At 67.0% G+C, this 15,519-nt stretch carries 18 protein-coding genes and 1 tRNA gene; 11 read left to right on the forward strand and 8 right to left on the reverse strand.

Features of this window, described 5'->3' with window-relative positions; genetic code table 11:
- Position 1 precedes the first annotated feature (1 nt).
- Positions 2 to 607 (forward strand): LolA family protein, encoded by a 606-nt coding sequence (locus tag ACOEQ2_RS14580; protein ID WP_419731239.1) that lies wholly within the window; start codon positions 2 to 4, stop codon positions 605 to 607.
- Here ACOEQ2_RS14580 and lipB read toward each other — a convergent pair.
- Positions 588 to 1,334, reverse strand: coding sequence for a lipoyl(octanoyl) transferase LipB (gene lipB, locus ACOEQ2_RS14585; RefSeq protein WP_419728683.1), 747 nt, complete (start codon positions 1,332 to 1,334; stop codon positions 588 to 590). The two genes, ACOEQ2_RS14580 and lipB, sit on opposite strands and share 20 nt — an antisense overlap.
- Before the next feature lie 58 nt (positions 1,335 to 1,392).
- Here lipB and ACOEQ2_RS14590 point away from each other — a divergent pair.
- From ACOEQ2_RS14590 to ACOEQ2_RS14605, 4 genes are all read left to right on the forward strand, one after another.
- Positions 1,393 to 1,478 (forward strand) — tRNA-Leu (locus ACOEQ2_RS14590).
- 253 nt (positions 1,479 to 1,731) lie between these two features.
- Positions 1,732 to 2,610, forward strand: coding sequence for a UTP--glucose-1-phosphate uridylyltransferase GalU (gene galU / locus ACOEQ2_RS14595; protein WP_419728684.1), 879 nt, complete (start codon positions 1,732 to 1,734; stop codon positions 2,608 to 2,610).
- Complete coding sequence (pgmG, locus tag ACOEQ2_RS14600) at positions 2,610 to 4,031, forward strand: phosphoglucomutase/phosphomannomutase PgmG (protein WP_419728685.1); 1,422 nt, start codon at positions 2,610 to 2,612, stop codon at positions 4,029 to 4,031. Before galU ends, pgmG begins: the two co-directional genes overlap by 1 nt.
- 5 nt (positions 4,032 to 4,036) lie before the next feature.
- Complete coding sequence (locus ACOEQ2_RS14605; protein ID WP_419728686.1) at positions 4,037 to 5,140, forward strand: glycosyltransferase family 61 protein; 1,104 nt, start codon at positions 4,037 to 4,039, stop codon at positions 5,138 to 5,140.
- A gap of 27 nt (positions 5,141 to 5,167) precedes the next feature.
- On the opposite strand, the gene ACOEQ2_RS14610 is transcribed toward ACOEQ2_RS14605, so the two are convergent.
- Genes ACOEQ2_RS14610 through ACOEQ2_RS14630 form a run of 5 tightly spaced genes read right to left on the reverse strand, consistent with a single transcriptional unit; the run spans position 5,168 to position 10,597 of the window.
- Complete coding sequence (locus ACOEQ2_RS14610) at positions 5,168 to 5,995, reverse strand: CheR family methyltransferase (protein WP_419728687.1); 828 nt, start codon at positions 5,993 to 5,995, stop codon at positions 5,168 to 5,170.
- Positions 5,992 to 7,074 (reverse strand): chemotaxis-specific protein-glutamate methyltransferase CheB, encoded by a 1,083-nt coding sequence (cheB, locus tag ACOEQ2_RS14615; RefSeq protein ID WP_419728688.1) that lies wholly within the window; start codon positions 7,072 to 7,074, stop codon positions 5,992 to 5,994. The genes ACOEQ2_RS14610 and cheB overlap by 4 nt, the downstream gene beginning before the upstream one ends.
- The gene (locus ACOEQ2_RS14620; RefSeq protein WP_419728689.1) at positions 7,071 to 7,469 is read right to left on the reverse strand and encodes a response regulator; all 399 of its coding nucleotides are present in this window, start codon (positions 7,467 to 7,469) and stop codon (positions 7,071 to 7,073) included. Before ACOEQ2_RS14620 ends, cheB begins: the two co-directional genes overlap by 4 nt.
- On the reverse strand, positions 7,466 to 7,987 hold the full coding sequence (locus tag ACOEQ2_RS14625; protein ID WP_419728690.1) for a chemotaxis protein CheW: 522 nt from the start codon (positions 7,985 to 7,987) through the stop codon (positions 7,466 to 7,468). Before ACOEQ2_RS14625 ends, ACOEQ2_RS14620 begins: the two co-directional genes overlap by 4 nt.
- 12 nt (positions 7,988 to 7,999) lie before the next feature.
- The gene (locus tag ACOEQ2_RS14630; RefSeq protein ID WP_419728691.1) at positions 8,000 to 10,597 is read right to left on the reverse strand and encodes a hybrid sensor histidine kinase/response regulator; all 2,598 of its coding nucleotides are present in this window, start codon (positions 10,595 to 10,597) and stop codon (positions 8,000 to 8,002) included.
- A gap of 131 nt (positions 10,598 to 10,728) precedes the next feature.
- Here ACOEQ2_RS14630 and ACOEQ2_RS14635 point away from each other — a divergent pair, with 131 nt between their 5' ends.
- Positions 10,729 to 10,914 carry a DUF3553 domain-containing protein gene (locus ACOEQ2_RS14635; protein WP_419728692.1) on the forward strand — a complete coding sequence of 62 codons (186 nt, stop codon included), beginning with the start codon at positions 10,729 to 10,731 and terminating at the stop codon, positions 10,912 to 10,914.
- A 61-nt stretch (positions 10,915 to 10,975) separates the two neighbouring features.
- Positions 10,976 to 11,986, forward strand: coding sequence for a GTP 3',8-cyclase MoaA (gene moaA / locus ACOEQ2_RS14640; protein WP_419728693.1), 1,011 nt, complete (start codon positions 10,976 to 10,978; stop codon positions 11,984 to 11,986).
- A gap of 36 nt (positions 11,987 to 12,022) precedes the next feature.
- On the opposite strand, the gene ACOEQ2_RS14645 is transcribed toward moaA, so the two are convergent.
- Positions 12,023 to 12,217 (reverse strand): hypothetical protein, encoded by a 195-nt coding sequence (locus ACOEQ2_RS14645; protein ID WP_419728694.1) that lies wholly within the window; start codon positions 12,215 to 12,217, stop codon positions 12,023 to 12,025.
- An 87-nt stretch (positions 12,218 to 12,304) separates the two neighbouring features.
- The gene (locus ACOEQ2_RS14650; RefSeq protein ID WP_419728695.1) at positions 12,305 to 13,219 is read right to left on the reverse strand and encodes a methyltransferase domain-containing protein; all 915 of its coding nucleotides are present in this window, start codon (positions 13,217 to 13,219) and stop codon (positions 12,305 to 12,307) included.
- Between the two features lie 162 nt (positions 13,220 to 13,381).
- Between ACOEQ2_RS14650 and ACOEQ2_RS14655 the strand changes: the two genes are divergently transcribed.
- The 4 genes from ACOEQ2_RS14655 (at position 13,382) to ACOEQ2_RS14670 (ending at position 15,516) form a co-directional block, all read left to right on the forward strand.
- Positions 13,382 to 14,134, forward strand: coding sequence for a ComF family protein (locus ACOEQ2_RS14655; RefSeq protein WP_419728696.1), 753 nt, complete (start codon positions 13,382 to 13,384; stop codon positions 14,132 to 14,134).
- A 108-nt stretch (positions 14,135 to 14,242) separates the two neighbouring features.
- Positions 14,243 to 14,503 carry a glutaredoxin 3 gene (grxC, locus tag ACOEQ2_RS14660; RefSeq protein WP_419731240.1) on the forward strand — a complete coding sequence of 87 codons (261 nt, stop codon included), beginning with the start codon at positions 14,243 to 14,245 and terminating at the stop codon, positions 14,501 to 14,503.
- 21 nt (positions 14,504 to 14,524) lie between these two features.
- Positions 14,525 to 15,049 carry a DUF1178 family protein gene (locus tag ACOEQ2_RS14665; protein WP_419728697.1) on the forward strand — a complete coding sequence of 175 codons (525 nt, stop codon included), beginning with the start codon at positions 14,525 to 14,527 and terminating at the stop codon, positions 15,047 to 15,049.
- A 2-nt stretch (positions 15,050 to 15,051) separates the two neighbouring features.
- Complete coding sequence (locus ACOEQ2_RS14670) at positions 15,052 to 15,516, forward strand: DUF2147 domain-containing protein (RefSeq protein WP_419728698.1); 465 nt, start codon at positions 15,052 to 15,054, stop codon at positions 15,514 to 15,516.
- Positions 15,517 to 15,519: the final 3 nt, after the last annotated feature.

Consider the following 15,519-nt stretch of genomic DNA (forward strand, 5'->3'; position numbering starts at 1 on the left):
GATGTTACGATCGGCCCTGCTGGCGTCGGGGCTTGTCCTGTCGGGCTGCGCGCTGGGACCGCACGTCACGCCGCACACCGCGGCGGAACAGGCCAGCATCGATGCGGCGCAGTCGAGCCTCGACAGCATGCGTGGCCTCGCGGCCCGGTTCGTCCAGGTTGGTCCCGGCTCGGACACCGGCGCCGGCAGCGCCTGGTTCGAGACCGGGCATCTCCGGCTGCAATACGATGCGCCAACCCGGCGGATTGTCGTCGCGACCCGCGGCCGCCTGACCATCCACGATGACGCGACCGACTCCACGACGCGGATCTCGCTCGCCGCCAATCCGCTGGGCCTGTTGCTCTCCGGGCCGGTCAGGCTGTCCGGCGAGATCGACGTGACCGACATCCAGCGCAGCGGGGCGGCTCTGCAACTCTCGCTTGCCCGGGCCAGCAACCCGGCGCAGGGGCTGCTGACCCTGTTCTTCGAGGTGCGGCCGGACGGATCGCTCCTGCTCTCCGGCCTGGAGGCGGTCGATGCCGAGCAGCACCGGACGCGGTTCCATCTGTATGATCAGCGCGTTGGCCAAACCCTCGATGAAGCGCTGTTCATGCCGCCCGGATCTTAGGCGGCTCCCCCCCGAACGCCGCGGGCCAGCACGCTGCCAACGCCGCGTCGACATCTCGCATCGTCGCATCGATGCCGAGCGCCCGCAGGCTGGTCACCCCGTGCTCGCGGATTCCGCACGGAACGATCCCGTCGAAATGGCCGAGCGCCGGATCGACATTCAGCGAGACCCCGTGCCAGGTGACCCAGCGCGTCAGCCGGACGCCGAGGGCTGCAATTTTCGCCTCCCGGCCGCTGACGGCATCGGTGACCCAGACGCCGACGCGGCCGTCGCGTCGCCCGGCATCCACGCCGAGGATTGCAAGAGCCGCAATCAGCCAGCCTTCCAGTGCGGTGACGTAGGCGCGGACGTCCTGCGGCGGGACCGGACCGTGGCGCCGGTGCAGGTCCAGCATGACGTAGGCCACGCGCTGGCCCGGGCCGTGATAGGTCCACTGGCCGCCACGACCCGCCTCGAAGGTGTCGAAGCCGAACGGGTTGAACAGATCGCCCGGCTGCGCGGACGTGCCTGCGGTGTAGGTCGGAGGATGCTCGAGCAGCCAGACGCTCTCGCGGCCGCTCTGGTCGCGGATCCCGGTGACGAGCTTTCCCATCCGGTCGATTGCCGCCGGATAGGGGACCAGGAGGTCGCTCCGGAGCCAATCCGGCGCCGATCCCGCGTCCACCGCGGCCTTGATCAAGGGGATCGCGGGATTCTCGGTTACGACGATTGCGGTGTGGTCGTCCATCGTCTATACGCGCCTCCGTCCTCCCGGATATGGCGTATCGGCCCCGGGATGTCACGGTGCGGTCGTGGCGGAATGGTAGACGCGCAAGCTTGAGGTGCTTGTGGGGGAAACCTCGTGGAAGTTCGAGTCTTCTCGACCGCACCAAATCACCTCGAAGAGCACCTTCTAACCGCGCGTATGTTGCGATGCGGCGAAATGCAGAGCCGGAACATCGTCGGCTTCATCATCATCAAAACATTTTTACCCGTTTGAAGGCGGCTCAAGTTGCAGCCGCCTTCCGCAGCGCTTCTGGTGGCGTAGCGGCGCGCGCGCATTGCAGCCATGGCAGCCACGTGGCACGCTTCGAGCGTAATGATGCCGCCGCTTCGGATCGGCGGCCCAAGCGAAGGTGGATAACGTGATCAAGCCCTTACGCAAGGCAGTGCTTCCGGTCGCAGGGCTGGGGACGCGCTTCCTTCCGGCGACCAAGGCGATGGCCAAGGAAATGCTTCCGGTCGTCGACAGGCCATTGATCCAGTATTCGATCGATGAGGCGCGCGCCGCCGGGATCGAGCAGTTCTGCCTGATCACCGGCCGCGGCAAGACCGCGCTCGTCGAATATTTCGACCGCGCCTACGAACTCGAGGCCACACTCAAGGAGCGCAACAAGCCGGAGGCGCTGGAGGCACTGCGCGAGTCCAGCATGATGCCGGGCACGATGCTGTCGGTGCGCCAGCAGGAACCGCTTGGTCTCGGGCACGCGATCTGGTGTGCGCGCGCTTTCATCGGCGACGATCCGTTCGCGATCCTGCTGCCGGACGACATCGTCCTGTCGAAGACGCCGTGCCTGAAGCAGCTGGCCGACGCCTACCAGCAGACCGGTGGAAGTGTCGTTGCGGTGACGGAAGTGCCGCATGAGCACACCAACCGCTACGGCATCCTCAAGATCGGTCATGACGATGGGACCCTGGTGGAGGTGACCGGCCTCGTCGAGAAGCCGAAGCCCGAGGACGCGCCGTCGAACCTGTCGATCATCGGCCGCTACGTGCTGACTGCCGATGTGATCACGCATCTCAGCCGGCTCGAGCGTGGCGCCGGCAACGAGGTGCAGCTCACCGACGCGATGGCCAAGATGATCGGCCACGGACCGTTCCACGGGTTGCGCTACGAGGGACGTCGTTTCGATTGCGGTGACAAGATCGGTTTCCTGGAGGCGCAGATCGCCTTTGCCCTCGAGCGTCCGGATCTCGGACCGGCGGTTCGCGAGTTCCTGAAAACCTACGTGGGAAAACTCTGATGTCCGCGACCCTCGGCGCCGCCCACACCTTCCATGCCACGAGCCTTCGCGAGTACGACATCCGCGGCATCGTCGGTCAGACGCTGCATGCGGCGGACGCCTACGCGATCGGCCGAACCTTCGGCAGCATCGTCTCGCGCCATGAGGGGCGAACGGTGGCGGTCGGATATGATGGCCGGCTGTCCTCGCCCGAACTCGAGGAGGCTCTGGTCCAGGGGTTGATGGCCTCCGGCATGGAGGTGCTGCGGGTCGGTCGCGGCCCGACGCCGATGCTGTATTACGCCGCGACGACCCTCGCGACCGACGGCTGCATCATGGTAACCGGCAGTCACAACCCGCCGAACTATAACGGCTTCAAGATGATGCTGGGTCGCAAGCCGTTCTTCGGGGCGCAGATCCAGGAGCTTGGGCGCCTGGCCGCAGCGGGTGACGTGGTGGCCGAGGCGAAAGGCTCGGAGCGGTCGATCGATGTCAGTCATGACTACATTGCCCGGCTGATCTCCGACTGGGACGGCGGCGACCGGCTCCTGAAGGTGGTCTGGGACAACGGCAACAGCTCCGCGGGCGAAGTTCTGGCACGTCTGGTTCGGTCGCTGCCGGGCGAACACACCGTGCTGAACGGCGAGATCGACGGCAATTTCCCAGCCCACCACCCCGATCCGACGGTGGCCAAGAACCTCGAGCAGCTGATCGCGGCGGTGGCCGAGAAGAAGGCCGACATCGGAATTGCCTTCGACGGCGATGCAGACCGGATCGGCGTGGTCGACAACAAGGGCCAGATCCTGTGGGGCGACCAGTTGCTGGTCGTGCTGGCGCGAGATGTTCTGAAAACCCATCCGGGTGCGACGATCATCGCCGACGTGAAGGCGAGCCAGGTGCTGTTCGACGAGGTGCAGCGGGCAGGCGGCGTTCCGCTGATGTGGAAGACCGGCCACTCGCTGATCAAGGCGAAAATGGCCGAGACCGGCAGCCCGCTGGCCGGCGAAATGTCCGGCCACGTGTTCTTTGCCGACCGCTGGTATGGCTTCGATGACGCGCTGTATGCGGCTGTCCGAGTGCTGGGTATCGTGGCGCGCATGAACGGCCCGTTCTCCGATGTGAAGGAGGCGCTGCCGCATGCCGTGAGCACGCCCGAGCTGCGTTTCGACTGCGACGACACCCGGAAGTTCCAGGTCATCGACGAGGTGGCCGGCCGGTTGAAGCAGTCCGGCGCCCAGGTTTCGGCGATCGACGGCGTGCGCGTCCGGACCGCCGATGGCTGGTGGCTGCTGCGGGCGTCCAATACCCAGGCGGTGCTGGTGGCGCGTGCGGAAGGTTTCAGCGAGGACGGGCTGGAGCGGCTCAAGGCAGAGCTCGTGCATCAGCTCGAGGCGTCCGGCCTCGAGGCTCCGGATTTCTCGGGCGAGAACGCCGGCCACTGAGCTCGGTGGCTGCCGCCGGCCTGCCGATGAGCGGGCCGGCGGAGCTTATCGATCCGCCAGCATCTTCGATCGTGATGCAGGTCACGTCACCTGCGTTTCGTGCGGTGCCGCCTGACATCGCCAACCCGGAGCTGGTGCCTGACGATGTCGTGGCTGCCAGCTGGGCCCAGCGGGAGCGCTTCTTTGCATCGCGTCCGGTGACGGTCTGGCTGTTGCGAGACGTCTATGTTGCCTGCGAGGGGCTGGTCTTCGACCGCGACGGCAGGCTGTATCGACCCAGCATCACGCAGCATTCCGAAGTGGAGATCGGCTGGGCCACGGACCAGGTTCGGACAGCTCTCGACGGTGTTGCGGTGCCCCTCCACGACGAAGCCCTCATACTGGGCAAGAAGCGCGGTGCGGGAAATTACGGCCACTGGCTGATCGAGATGCTGCCGATGGTGCATCTCGTGATCGATCGGCTGCGCGGCGGACGGATCGGCGTGCTCGTGCATGACGTCGGCAATCCGCAGCTTGGCGAGGTGATGCAGAGCAGTCTTCGCCGGGTTGGGATTGCCGATGCGCGTGTCCAGGTGACCGGGGATGCGCCGGTTCGGGTTCGCACCCTGATCCTGGTGGGCGGCCTGACCCAACACGGCGTCTATATGTCGCCGCTAGTCCGGGACTGCCACGAGCACCTGACTCATGACATCTCCGGCACCGGGCAGGAGCGGGTCTTCATCGCACGCGGGGCGGGGATGCGCCGTTCCTTTGCGAGTTCGCCGCAGGCCGAGGCGCTCGCGCGGGACGCCGGATTTCACGTACTGCAGACGGCATCCCTCTCACTTGCGCAGCAGATTGCAGCGTTGCGGGATGCACGGGTCGTCGCCGGCGCACTGGGTGCAGCCATGACGAACCTGGCTTTCGCACGATCGCCTGCGCAGGCACTTCTGTTTGCCGCGGCGGAAATGCCGGACACTTTCTTCTGGTTCATCAGCACTCACTTCGGACATGCCTATCGCGAGATCCGCTGTCGTCAGGCGGCAGCCGATGTGACGATCGGTGCGCCCTATGACCGGAACTTGCTGATCGACGATAAAGAATTCCTGAGGCACCTCCGCAGGGCGTGACACAGGCGCCGGCCGGAAGCTGGTGCATCAGGTCGCAGCTCTTGCCGGTATCGCAGTCACGCCTTTCTGGAAGATGCCGTGACCGCCCGACATCGGTGCCAGGCCGCTGTTCAGGCCGAGCAGCGTTTCCGCGCCGCCGAGATAGACCACACCATCTGGCGAGAGTTGTCGGGACACCGCGTCCAGAGCACGCGCCTTCGTCGGCTGGTCGAAATAGATGAGTACGTTCCGGCAGAAGATTATGTCGAAACGTCCGAGGCCGCTGAGGTCCGACAAGAGGTTCCACTCACGGAACTTCACCATATCCCGGAGTTCCCGATTGATCCGCCAGCCGGCATCCTCCTTCTTGAAATATTTGACCAGGAGTTTGGCCGGCAACCCGCGCTGCACCTCGAATTGCGAGTAGAGCCCAGCCTCTCCACGTGCCAGCGGCTCGCGGGCGATGTCGGTGCCCACGATCTCGAACACCCGTCCGGCCATGGCCGGCCCCATCTCGCTGATCAGCATCGCGAGCGAATAGGCCTCCTGGCCGGTCGAGGCGGCCGCCGACCAGATACGCAGCGTGGCGCCTCGTGGGCGAGTGCTGTGCAGCATCGGCAAGACGACCTCGCGAAGATGGTCGAACGGCCGCCCATCGCGGAAAAACAGCGTCTCGTTGCTGGTCATCGCCTCGACCACCTCTCGCTCCAGCCCCGGGTCGCTGCGCATGCGATCGGCCAGGATGTCGAGGTTGGCGAAGCTGCGGCGTTTCAGGATCGGCTCCAGCCGCGCACGCACCAGGTAGTCCTTGTCGGTGCCGAGCGACAGCCCGGAGCGCAGCTTCAGCGTTGCGGCGATCGTGTCGAAGCTGGTCATGCCACGCCAGCCAGCTCGACGATCTTTGCGGCAAGACGATCGAGCGGCAATACCGCGTGGCACAGCCCTTCCCTGGCCACGGCGCCCGGCATGCCCCACACGACGCTGCTGGCTTCGTCCTGCGCCAGGACGGTGCCGCCGGCATCGACCACCGCCCGCGCCCCGGCTGCGCCATCCCGGCCCATCCCGGTAAGGATGACCGTGAGCACGCGGCCCTGGCAGGAGATGACTGCGCTCCGCAGCATCGGGTCGACTGAAGGTCGGCAGGAGTTTTCCGGCGGTGTTTCCACAACCCGTCCGACGAGACGGTCTGCTTCTCCTTCCACCAGAAGATGCCTGTCCCCCGGTGCGACATAGACCCGGTTGGCCAGGAGGGGCATGCCGTCCTCGGCTTCGACGCACGGGCGGTGGCCGATCCGGGCCAGATGCTCCGCCAGGCTCTTGGTGAAAAGCGGTGGCATGTGCTGGGTGATCACGATCGGCTGGTTCAGAGGCCTGGTGAGGCTGCCGAGCAGCGTGAAGAGGGCTTGCGGGCCGCCGGTGGAGCTGCCGATTGCGATGAGGACGGGGCGCCGTCTGCCGATCGGCCGGAGCACGATCGGGCTGACCGGTGTCTGGCCGATCACGGCGGTCACTGCTCGCGGCGCCGGCTTGCGTCGTCCAAGGACCAGGACGCGAGCCAGGATATCGCGCGCGAACGTCTCTCGCGCATTGGCCAGCGGCTTGTGCATGCAGTCGGCGGCACCGGCCTGGATCGCGCGTATGGCGATCGCGGCACCCGCCGTGGTCAGGGCGGACGCGACGATGATGCGAACCGACGGATCGACCTGCAGCAGCAGCGGCAAGGCGGTCAGTCCGTCCATCACGGGCATCTCGACATCCAGCAGCACGACGTCCGCCGGGATGCGCTTGAGCGTCTCGACGGCGAGCGCGCCGTTGGCCACGCTGGCAACGATCTCGATCTCGGGATCGGTCTCCAGGACCCTGGCGATCAGGCTGCGGATCGTGCTGGAATCGTCGCACACCATGACGCGCACCCGACGCGCTTCATCGCGCGGCGTGCGGACAGCGGCACTCAAGCGCCTGCTCCCGGAGTCATGCTCGCGTCAGTGATCTTGCCCATCAGGATATCAGCATCGAACGGCTTCATGATGAATTCCTGGGCGCCGGCCTCGATCGCTGCGACGATGTGTTCCATGTCGTTCTCGGTCGTGCAGAGGATCACCCGCGGCAGGTCCGGGCCAAGTTCGCGGCGGATTGCCTTCAGACACTCGAGGCCACTCATCCGCGGCATGTTCCAGTCGAGCAGCACGTAGTCCGGCCGGTGCGCCAGGCAGGCTTCCAGCCCATCTGCACCGTCCGCCGCTTCCAGCGCCCGCATGCCGGCATCCTCGATGATGCGGCGCGCGATGTGTCTGACCGTCCGGCTGTCATCGACGATCAGGCAGACCTGGCCACGATGATCGGCGGTCATGTTGGAAGTGCCAGCAGCCGGCTGATGTCGAGGACGACCATCAGGCGCTCGGGAAGCCGGAACACGCCGTTGCTGAAATGGCGCCAGGTTGCCGAAAGGTTGGCCGGCGTTTCCTCGATCATGTCGGGGCGCAGGCTCAATACTTCCTGCACCTGGTCGATCAGCAGCGCGTAGAGACTGCCCTCATGCTCCGCAACGAGTGCGACCCGATCTGCGGTTTCGGGTGCCGGTCCTAGTCCGAGCCGTCGTCGCGTGTCGATGGTCGTGACGATCCGGCCGCGCAGGTTGATGTTGCCGGCGATCTCGGGCGGTGCGAGCGGCACCCGGACGATCTTGCTGTTGGTGATGACTTCGCGGACCGCGAGGACAGGAACGCCGCACATCTGGCCGCCGAGCGTCAGCGTGACGAAGCCGCGCTCCTGTTGAGCATCTTCCTGCGTGCTGGCGGAGGTTCCGCTTCCATCCCGGTTGCGCTTGCTTTGCGCGTCCGGGCTGATCTTGTCGATCTGGGAGGACATGATCGGCTCCGTTCAGGCGGCGATGGAATGGGAGAGGCACTGCTCGAGGCTGGTCAGCAATTCGTCGCGCTCGAACTTGCGGATCATGTCGGTGAACCCTGCGGCACGTGCTTCCTGGACCAGGTCGCTGCCGCTCAGGGCAAGCATCGGCAGGCCGGCCCAGAGACCGCTTTCGCGGACCTTGCGGGCGAACCCGAGGCCGCCCATGCCGGGCATCTCGATGTCGGACACGATGGCGTCGAAGCTCTGGCCGGAGTCGCGCAGTTCGAGCGCTTTTTCGGCGCAGTCGGCGACCGTGACCTCGTAACCCGCGGCAGAAAGTGTCGGTGCCAGCAACTGGCGGAAGAAGCTGCTGTCGTCGATCACCAGCAGGCGTGGCTTGCGGGCGTTCTTGGCGGCGGGCGCGCGGAACCAGCTGCCGGACGCGCGTGTGAGCCAGTAGGCGGCATCGACGATGTCGGTCGCGCGCCCGGCAATCACTGCCGTGCCGAGGAACCCCTGTCGCTCGGTGCCGAACTCGACCTGGAGATCGGTCTCGACCACATCCAGGATCGTCTCGACGAGCAACCCCGCAGGCTTGCCGCCATTATCGAACACCAGCACCGGATGGGCGACCGTGCTGTTCTCGTCGCGCAGCGCCAGTGCCACGAGATCGACGGTATCATCGAGCGTGATGATCGGCATGAGCTCGTTGCGATACTGTACGATCACCCGGCTGCCGGAGACTTCCAGACGGTTGGCCTCGATGCTTTCCAGCCGTGAGATGAGCGAGAGCGGGAAGGCTTTCGGAGCACCCTTGCCGGCCTTGACCAGCAACATGTCCATGCGCCGGTTGTCTGCTTGCTCGACTTCGGCCGATTTCGCGGTGGCGCTCTTCTTGGTGGCATCCAGGCCGGCGTGGCGGGCGATCCCGGTCGGATCCAGGATCATGATCACCGCACCGTCCTCGAGGATGGTGTTGCCGCCGAATAGCGGAATGTGCCGCAGCACCTGCGCCACCGGCTTCACGACGATTTCCTCGGTGTCGTAAACCCCGTCGACGATCAGGCCGATACGGATGCTGCCGACCGCGATCACCGCAACCATGTCGGTTTTCGGCTTGGTCGGATCGGGCGACAGGTCCTCGATCTGGAGTAGCGTGTTGAGCCGGATCAACGGCAGCAGGCGATCGCGCAGTCTCAGCACCGCGGCTCCGTCGATGATCTCGATCCGGGTCTCGGATGCCGGCATCGGCAGCACCACTTCGACGACGCTCGTCTGCGGGATCGCGAAGCGTTCCCCGGCGGCGCCGACGATGAGGGCCGAGATGATCGCGAGGGTGAGCGGGATCTTGATGAGGAAGCGGCTGCCCTGACCGAACACGCTGTGCAGCTCGATCATGCCGCCGATCTGCTCGATGTTGGTCTTCACGACGTCCATGCCGACGCCGCGGCCGGACACCGAGGTGACTGCGGCGGCGGTGGAGAACCCCGGCTGGAAGATGAAGCGCCGGATCTCGATGTCGCTCATCAGATCGATCTGGGCACGGGTCGCCATGCCCTGCGAGACCACCTTGTCCGCGATCCGACGCACGTCGATGCCGCGCCCGTCGTCCTCGATCTCGATGACGACATGGCCGCCTTCGTGACGTGCACTGAGGGTAATGGTGCCGACCGGCGACTTGCCTGCGCGCTCGCGCTCGGCCGGAGTTTCCAGCCCATGATCCGCGCTGTTGCGGATCATGTGGGTGAGCGGATCCTTGATCAGCTCGAGCACCTGGCGATCGAGTTCGGTCTCGGCGCCGTGCATGACCAGGTCGACGCGCTTGCCGAGATCGTGTGCCAGATCGCGAACCTGGCGCGGCAGCATGTTCCAGACGTTGCCGATCGGCTGCATGCGCGTCTTCATGACGCCTTCCTGCAGCTCGGTGGTGAGGTGCGAGAGGCGTTGCACCGGCCCGGTCAGCTCGGAGTCGCCGCTGACCCGCAACTGCTGCAGGAACTGGTTGCGCGTCAGCACGAGCTCGCTGACCAGCGTCATCAGCGTTTCCAGCACGTCCACCGCAACCCTGATGGTCTGGCCGCGTGTCGATGCCGGTTCGTTGTGGTGTTCCGCGGGTGCGGCTGCCGGCACCGGAGCCGGAGCCTCCGACGGCTGCTTCGCGGTCTGCAGGGCGAGGGTAGGCAGCGGCACCGGGATCGCGGCGGTCGGCGCGGCAGTCTCGGCCAGTGCCGGGCGGCTCTTGGGCGGAAGTCGACCCTCGGCAAGTGCGTTCAGTTCGGCGATCAGCGGCGCGTCATCGCCTGGCGGCTCGGCCTCGGTTCGGGTGATCGTATCGACGATCAGCCGGATCCGGTCGATCGACGACAGGATCAGCCCGATGCCGTCCGCCGACACCTTCAGGCTGCCGGTCCGGAGCTTGTCGAGCACGGTCTCGCTGGCATGGGCCACCTTCTCCAGGCGGGGAAGCCCCAGAAAGCCGCACGTGCCCTTGATGGTATGGACGAGCCGGAAAATCAGCGAGAGTGTCGGCTGATCATCCGGTGCACGTTCCAGCCGCACCACGGCGAGGTCGAGCTCCGACAGGCTTTCGGAGGTCTCGGTGAGAAATTCTGCCACAAGGTCGTCCAACCCGCACTCCATCCGGCTAGCTGTCGGTGCCGATGATGCGCATGAGGGTGCGAACGAAAAGTAAACGGCGGGAGACTGATTGTCGTATTCTCGATCACGAACGGAGAGCCTGCGCCGGCGTTCGGGTTGCCATGGTGGACACTGCGCCGTTCCGTTCGATGATCGAGCCTGGGCAATGGGTGCGCCATCCGGTGCATCCGGAGTGGGGCGACGGCCAGGTGCAGTCGGCGATCGGCGCCCGGATCACGGTCAATTTCGAGCACCAGGGCAAGGTGTTGATCAACGCTGCCCTGGTCGACCTCGATATTCTAGGCTAGCGCCACAATCTCTGGTGCGGTTGCCGGGCGCGTTCGGCCGCCGGCTGGCATGCAGGACTCCATGAACGCGCCACTGATCGACCCCTTCGGCAGGCATATCAGCTACCTGCGCGTCTCCGTGACGGACCGCTGCGACATGCGCTGCGTCTATTGCATGGCGGAGGACATGGTCTTCCTGCCGAAGCCCGACGTGCTCACCTTCGAGGAGCTCTCGCGGTTGTGCGGCGCCTTCGTCAAGCTCGGCACCCGCCGGATGCGCGTCACCGGGGGCGAACCGCTGGTCCGGCGCGGGATCGAGACTTTCCTGCAGGAGCTCGGCAGCTGGCTCGGCCGACCGGAGGGGCAGCCCGGCCTCGACGAGGTCACGCTCACGACGAACGGCAGCCAGTTGCCCCGCCTGGCGCAGGCGATCAGGGCGGCCGGGGTGCGGCGGGTCAATGTCAGCCTGGACACCCTCGACGCCGGTCGCTTCCGGACCATCACCCGACTCGGGCAATTGGAGCGGACGCTCGAGGGTATCGAGGCGGCGCGTGCGGAAGGCCTCGCGGTGCGCGTCAACATGGTGGCGATGCGCGACACCAACGAGGACGAGATCGACAGCATGATCGCCTGGTGCGGCCAGGTCGGCGCCGATCTTTGCCTGATCGAGACGATGCCGATGGGCGACACCGGCGAGGACCGGACCGACCGCTACCTGCCGCTATCCCTGGTCCGCGCCCGGATCGAGCAGCGCTGGACCCTGCATGACGTTCCGTATCGCACCGGCGGTCCCGCGCGCTACGTGCACGTTGCCGAGACCGGCCGCCGGCTGGGTTTCATCACGCCGATGACGCACACCTTCTGCGAGACCTGCAATCGCGTCCGGCTGAGCTGCACCGGCACCTTGTACATGTGCCTTGGCCAGGACGACTCCGCCGATCTGCGGCGTCCGCTGCGGTCCGGGGTGGACGACCAGGCACTCATGGGCGAGATCCGACGCGCCATCGCCCGTAAGCCGCAGGGCCACGACTTCATCATCGATCGGCAGCAGACGCGCGGCGTCGGTCGTCACATGAGCGCCACCGGCGGCTGAGCGAAGCGGCCGAGCCTGCGGGCCGGTGGAGCTGGATCAGTAGCCGTGCGGGGTCATCAGCGACGAGGGCGGGGCGGCAAGGGCCGGCTTGGAACCGGGCATCGGCGCGGCGTCGGGTGCAGGAGCCGGCCGTTCCGCACACGCCGACACGAGCAGGGTCGCGATCAGGCAGGCGGACAAGCAAGCGGGCGCCAGGGCCGGCAACACGATGCGGAAGGGTGGGCGAGACATCCAGGGTCCTCGAGGCTGCATCAGCCGATCTAGCATGGCTGCCCGGAGCCGGGTATCGGGTGCCAGCGTGATGAACGCCGGCGGCCTTCAGGGGTCGCCCGCCGGATCGGGCATCGCGGCCAGCGCATCCTCCAGACGGACCGTGAACTGCCCCGGCTTGAGCGGCTTCGGCTGATCGGGCGAGGGGGCCCACCCGGTCATCATCGCGAGCTTCAACGGCAGCTGCAGCCGGCCATCCACATCCGCCTCCAGCATTGCCAGGGCGTGGGCGAACAGGGCCGCCGGCGGGATGCGGCGGTCGCGCAGCATCACGGCATTGGATTCGCCGGCCGCCCGCAGATCGGCCAGCAGCGCCCGGGGGTCGGCGTAGCTCAGCAGCAGCTCGTCGGAGTCGGCAACCGGCAGCGCAAAGCCGGCCCGCTGCAGCAGCGACGCGCAATCGCGGAGTTCCGGGAACGGCGAGATCCGCGCCGAGGCGCCGTCCAGCAGTTCGAGCTCGGCGCCGAACAGGGCGGCGCGCAGCGGGGCCAGGGTCGGCAGGATCGGCACCGAGGCCAGCAGCAACCCGTCCGGGGCCAGGCTGCGTCGCAGCTGGATCAGCGCGCCAGGCAGGTCGTTGACCCAATGCAGCGACAGGCTGGCGACCACCAGGTCGAAGCTGCCCGCGGCGAACGGGAGCCACTCCTCATCTGCCGCAACCACCAAATGCTCGGCCGAGGTCGCGGACCGCGCGGCCATCCGGGCGGACAGGTCGCACGACACCGTCTCGATCCCGCGCGCCCGCAGCAACGGCGCCACCACGCCGCGGCCGCCGACATCGAGGGCGCGCGTGAAGCGCCGGGTGACATCGTCGAGCCGGTCCAGCAGCCGGGCCGCCGCATCCTCCAGGATGGCGCCGACGCTGCCGATGCCGGGGCTGGAAGCGGCCGCCCGGTCGCGATGCAGGCGCACCGCACGACGGTCGAAGATGACGCTTTCATCCATGGTTTCTGGCCGTTTCATCGCATCCTCGGGGCTCGCATGTGCGCATCGCGCGGTCGTATGCCAACCCTGGCACCACGGGCAGCCTTCACGGCGCAGCCCGTCGCAGGTTTGCGTATCCCGCCGCCCGAGAGGATATTCATTCCGATAACGGACTGAACGGGGACATGGATGGCGGCGAGGATGCTGACGGCCCGTGCCGGGATGGCGATCGGTCGGGCGATGCTCGATCTGCTGCTGCCACCGCACTGCCCGACCTGCGATGCGGCAGTGGACGAGCCGGGGCGGCTCTGCGTCGCCTGCTTTGCCAAGGCGACGATGATCGTCCAGCCATGTTGCATTCGCTGCGGCACCGGTTTTGCCAGTGCGGCCGCGGCCGGCTTCGCGTCGAGCTGTGCGACGTGCCTGGACCGGCCGCCGCCCTGGCGCTTCGCCCGCGCCGCGTTCGCCTATGACGAGTTCTCCCGCAATCTCGTGTTGCCGCTGAAATACGGCGATCGCACCGAGAACGCGGCAGTGCTGGCGCGTCACATGGTTCGCGCCGGCCGCAGCCTGCTCGACGACTGCGACCTGCTGGTGCCGGTGCCGTTGCACTGGAAGCGGCTGTTCACCCGCCGCTACAACCAGGCGGCCCTGCTGGCGCAGGCGATCGGCCGACTGTCCGGACGGCGTGTCATGGTCGATGCGCTGGTGCGGCTGCGGCACACTCCGACCCTCGTCGGGCAGTCCCCGACCGAGCGGCAGACCGTCGTGGCCGGCGCGATCGGCAGCCGTCCAAGCCGGATCGCGGCACTGTCCGGATGCCGGATCGTGCTGGTGGACGATGTGCTCACGACCGGCGCCACAGCCGGCGCCTGTGCGGAAGCGTTGCTTGCGGCCGGCGCCGACACGGTGGATGTCCTGGCTGCGGCCCGGGCGGCGCGTGAGACGGACTGACTGCACGGGGCCGCGGTCCGGGCATCGCCCCTCTTGTCACCGTCGGTCGGGCATACGATTTTCGGATGGGTGTTCGCGGCTTCTCGCGAGCGGACAAGACGGATGAGCATGGCAGAGATCGAGATCTACACGCAGTACGGGTGCCCGTACTGCGCCCGGGCCATGCAGCTGCTGTCGCAGAAGGGTGCGGCCTTCAACGAGATCGACGCGCCGCATGGCTCCGCCGAGCGCATCACGTCGAGGGAGCGGTCCGGCGGCAGGACCAGCGTGCCGCAGATCTTCATCGACGGGCGCCATGTCGGCGGCTGTGACGACCTCATGGCCCTGGACGCCAAGGGTCAGCTCGATGCGCTGCTGCAGCCGGCCTGACATCACGGCCAGGCTCGCTCGATGATCCACTATCAGCTGCGGTGTGGCGACGGGCACGCGTTCGAAGGCTGGTTCAGGGATAGCGCCGCGTTCGATCTGCAGGCGGGCACCGGATTGCTGAGCTGCCCGGCCTGCGGCACCACCGAGGTCGGTCGCGGCCTGATGGCGCCGGCGGTGCGGACGCGTCGGGCTCGCGCACCTCAGGGGACGAAGGACGGGCCAGCGCCTACGCCACAGGTGGCGGATGGAGGAGCGGCAGGCGCGCAGGCCTCGCCACCTGCGGAGTCCGGGACACGCGTGGCCGAGCAGAACAGCGTGCCGTTGCCGGACGAGCTTCGCGCGGTGCTGCAGAAGGTGCGTGCCCATGTCGAGCGCAACTGCGACGACGTCGGTGACCAATTTGCCGCCGAGGCGCTGCGCATGCATCGGGGCAAAGCTGCTATCCGCGGCATCTACGGCAATGCCAGCGAGACCGATCGCGAAACGCTCGCCGATGAGGGCGTCGACATCATGCAGATCCCCTGGCTCAAGCCGGCGGAAAGCTGACCATGCGTCGATCCGTTGCCGCTGCTGCCGGGCTGGCGCTCATGCTGGTCCCGCAGCTTCGTCTGGTGGCGCAGGCTCAGACCCGGACGGATCCGGCGACGCCGGTGCTGGGGCAGTGGCTGACCCAGGATTCCGACGGTGTGTTCCAGATCGCCCGTTGCGGCGACATGCTCTGCGGCTGGCTGGTGGGCATGCGCTATACCGGCAGCATGCCGCTGGATGTCTGGCACCGGCCGCAATGCAAGCTGGCGCTGCTGACGAAGTTCAGGCCTGCCGATGAACCCGGGCACTGGGCGGGCAGCATCCTGGATCCGGATAACGGCCACAGCTACCAGGCCACGATCTGGTCACCGCAGCCGGACGTGCTGAAGCTGCGCGGGTATGTGTTGTTGCCGATGCTGGGCGAGACGCAGGGCTGGACCCGCTACCACGGCACCATCGGACCGGACTGCAAGCTCCCAGGCTGACGG

Source organism: Lichenicola sp., from assembly GCF_965198575.1.
In the GTDB taxonomy this organism is placed as follows: domain Bacteria; phylum Pseudomonadota; class Alphaproteobacteria; order Acetobacterales; family Acetobacteraceae; genus Lichenicola.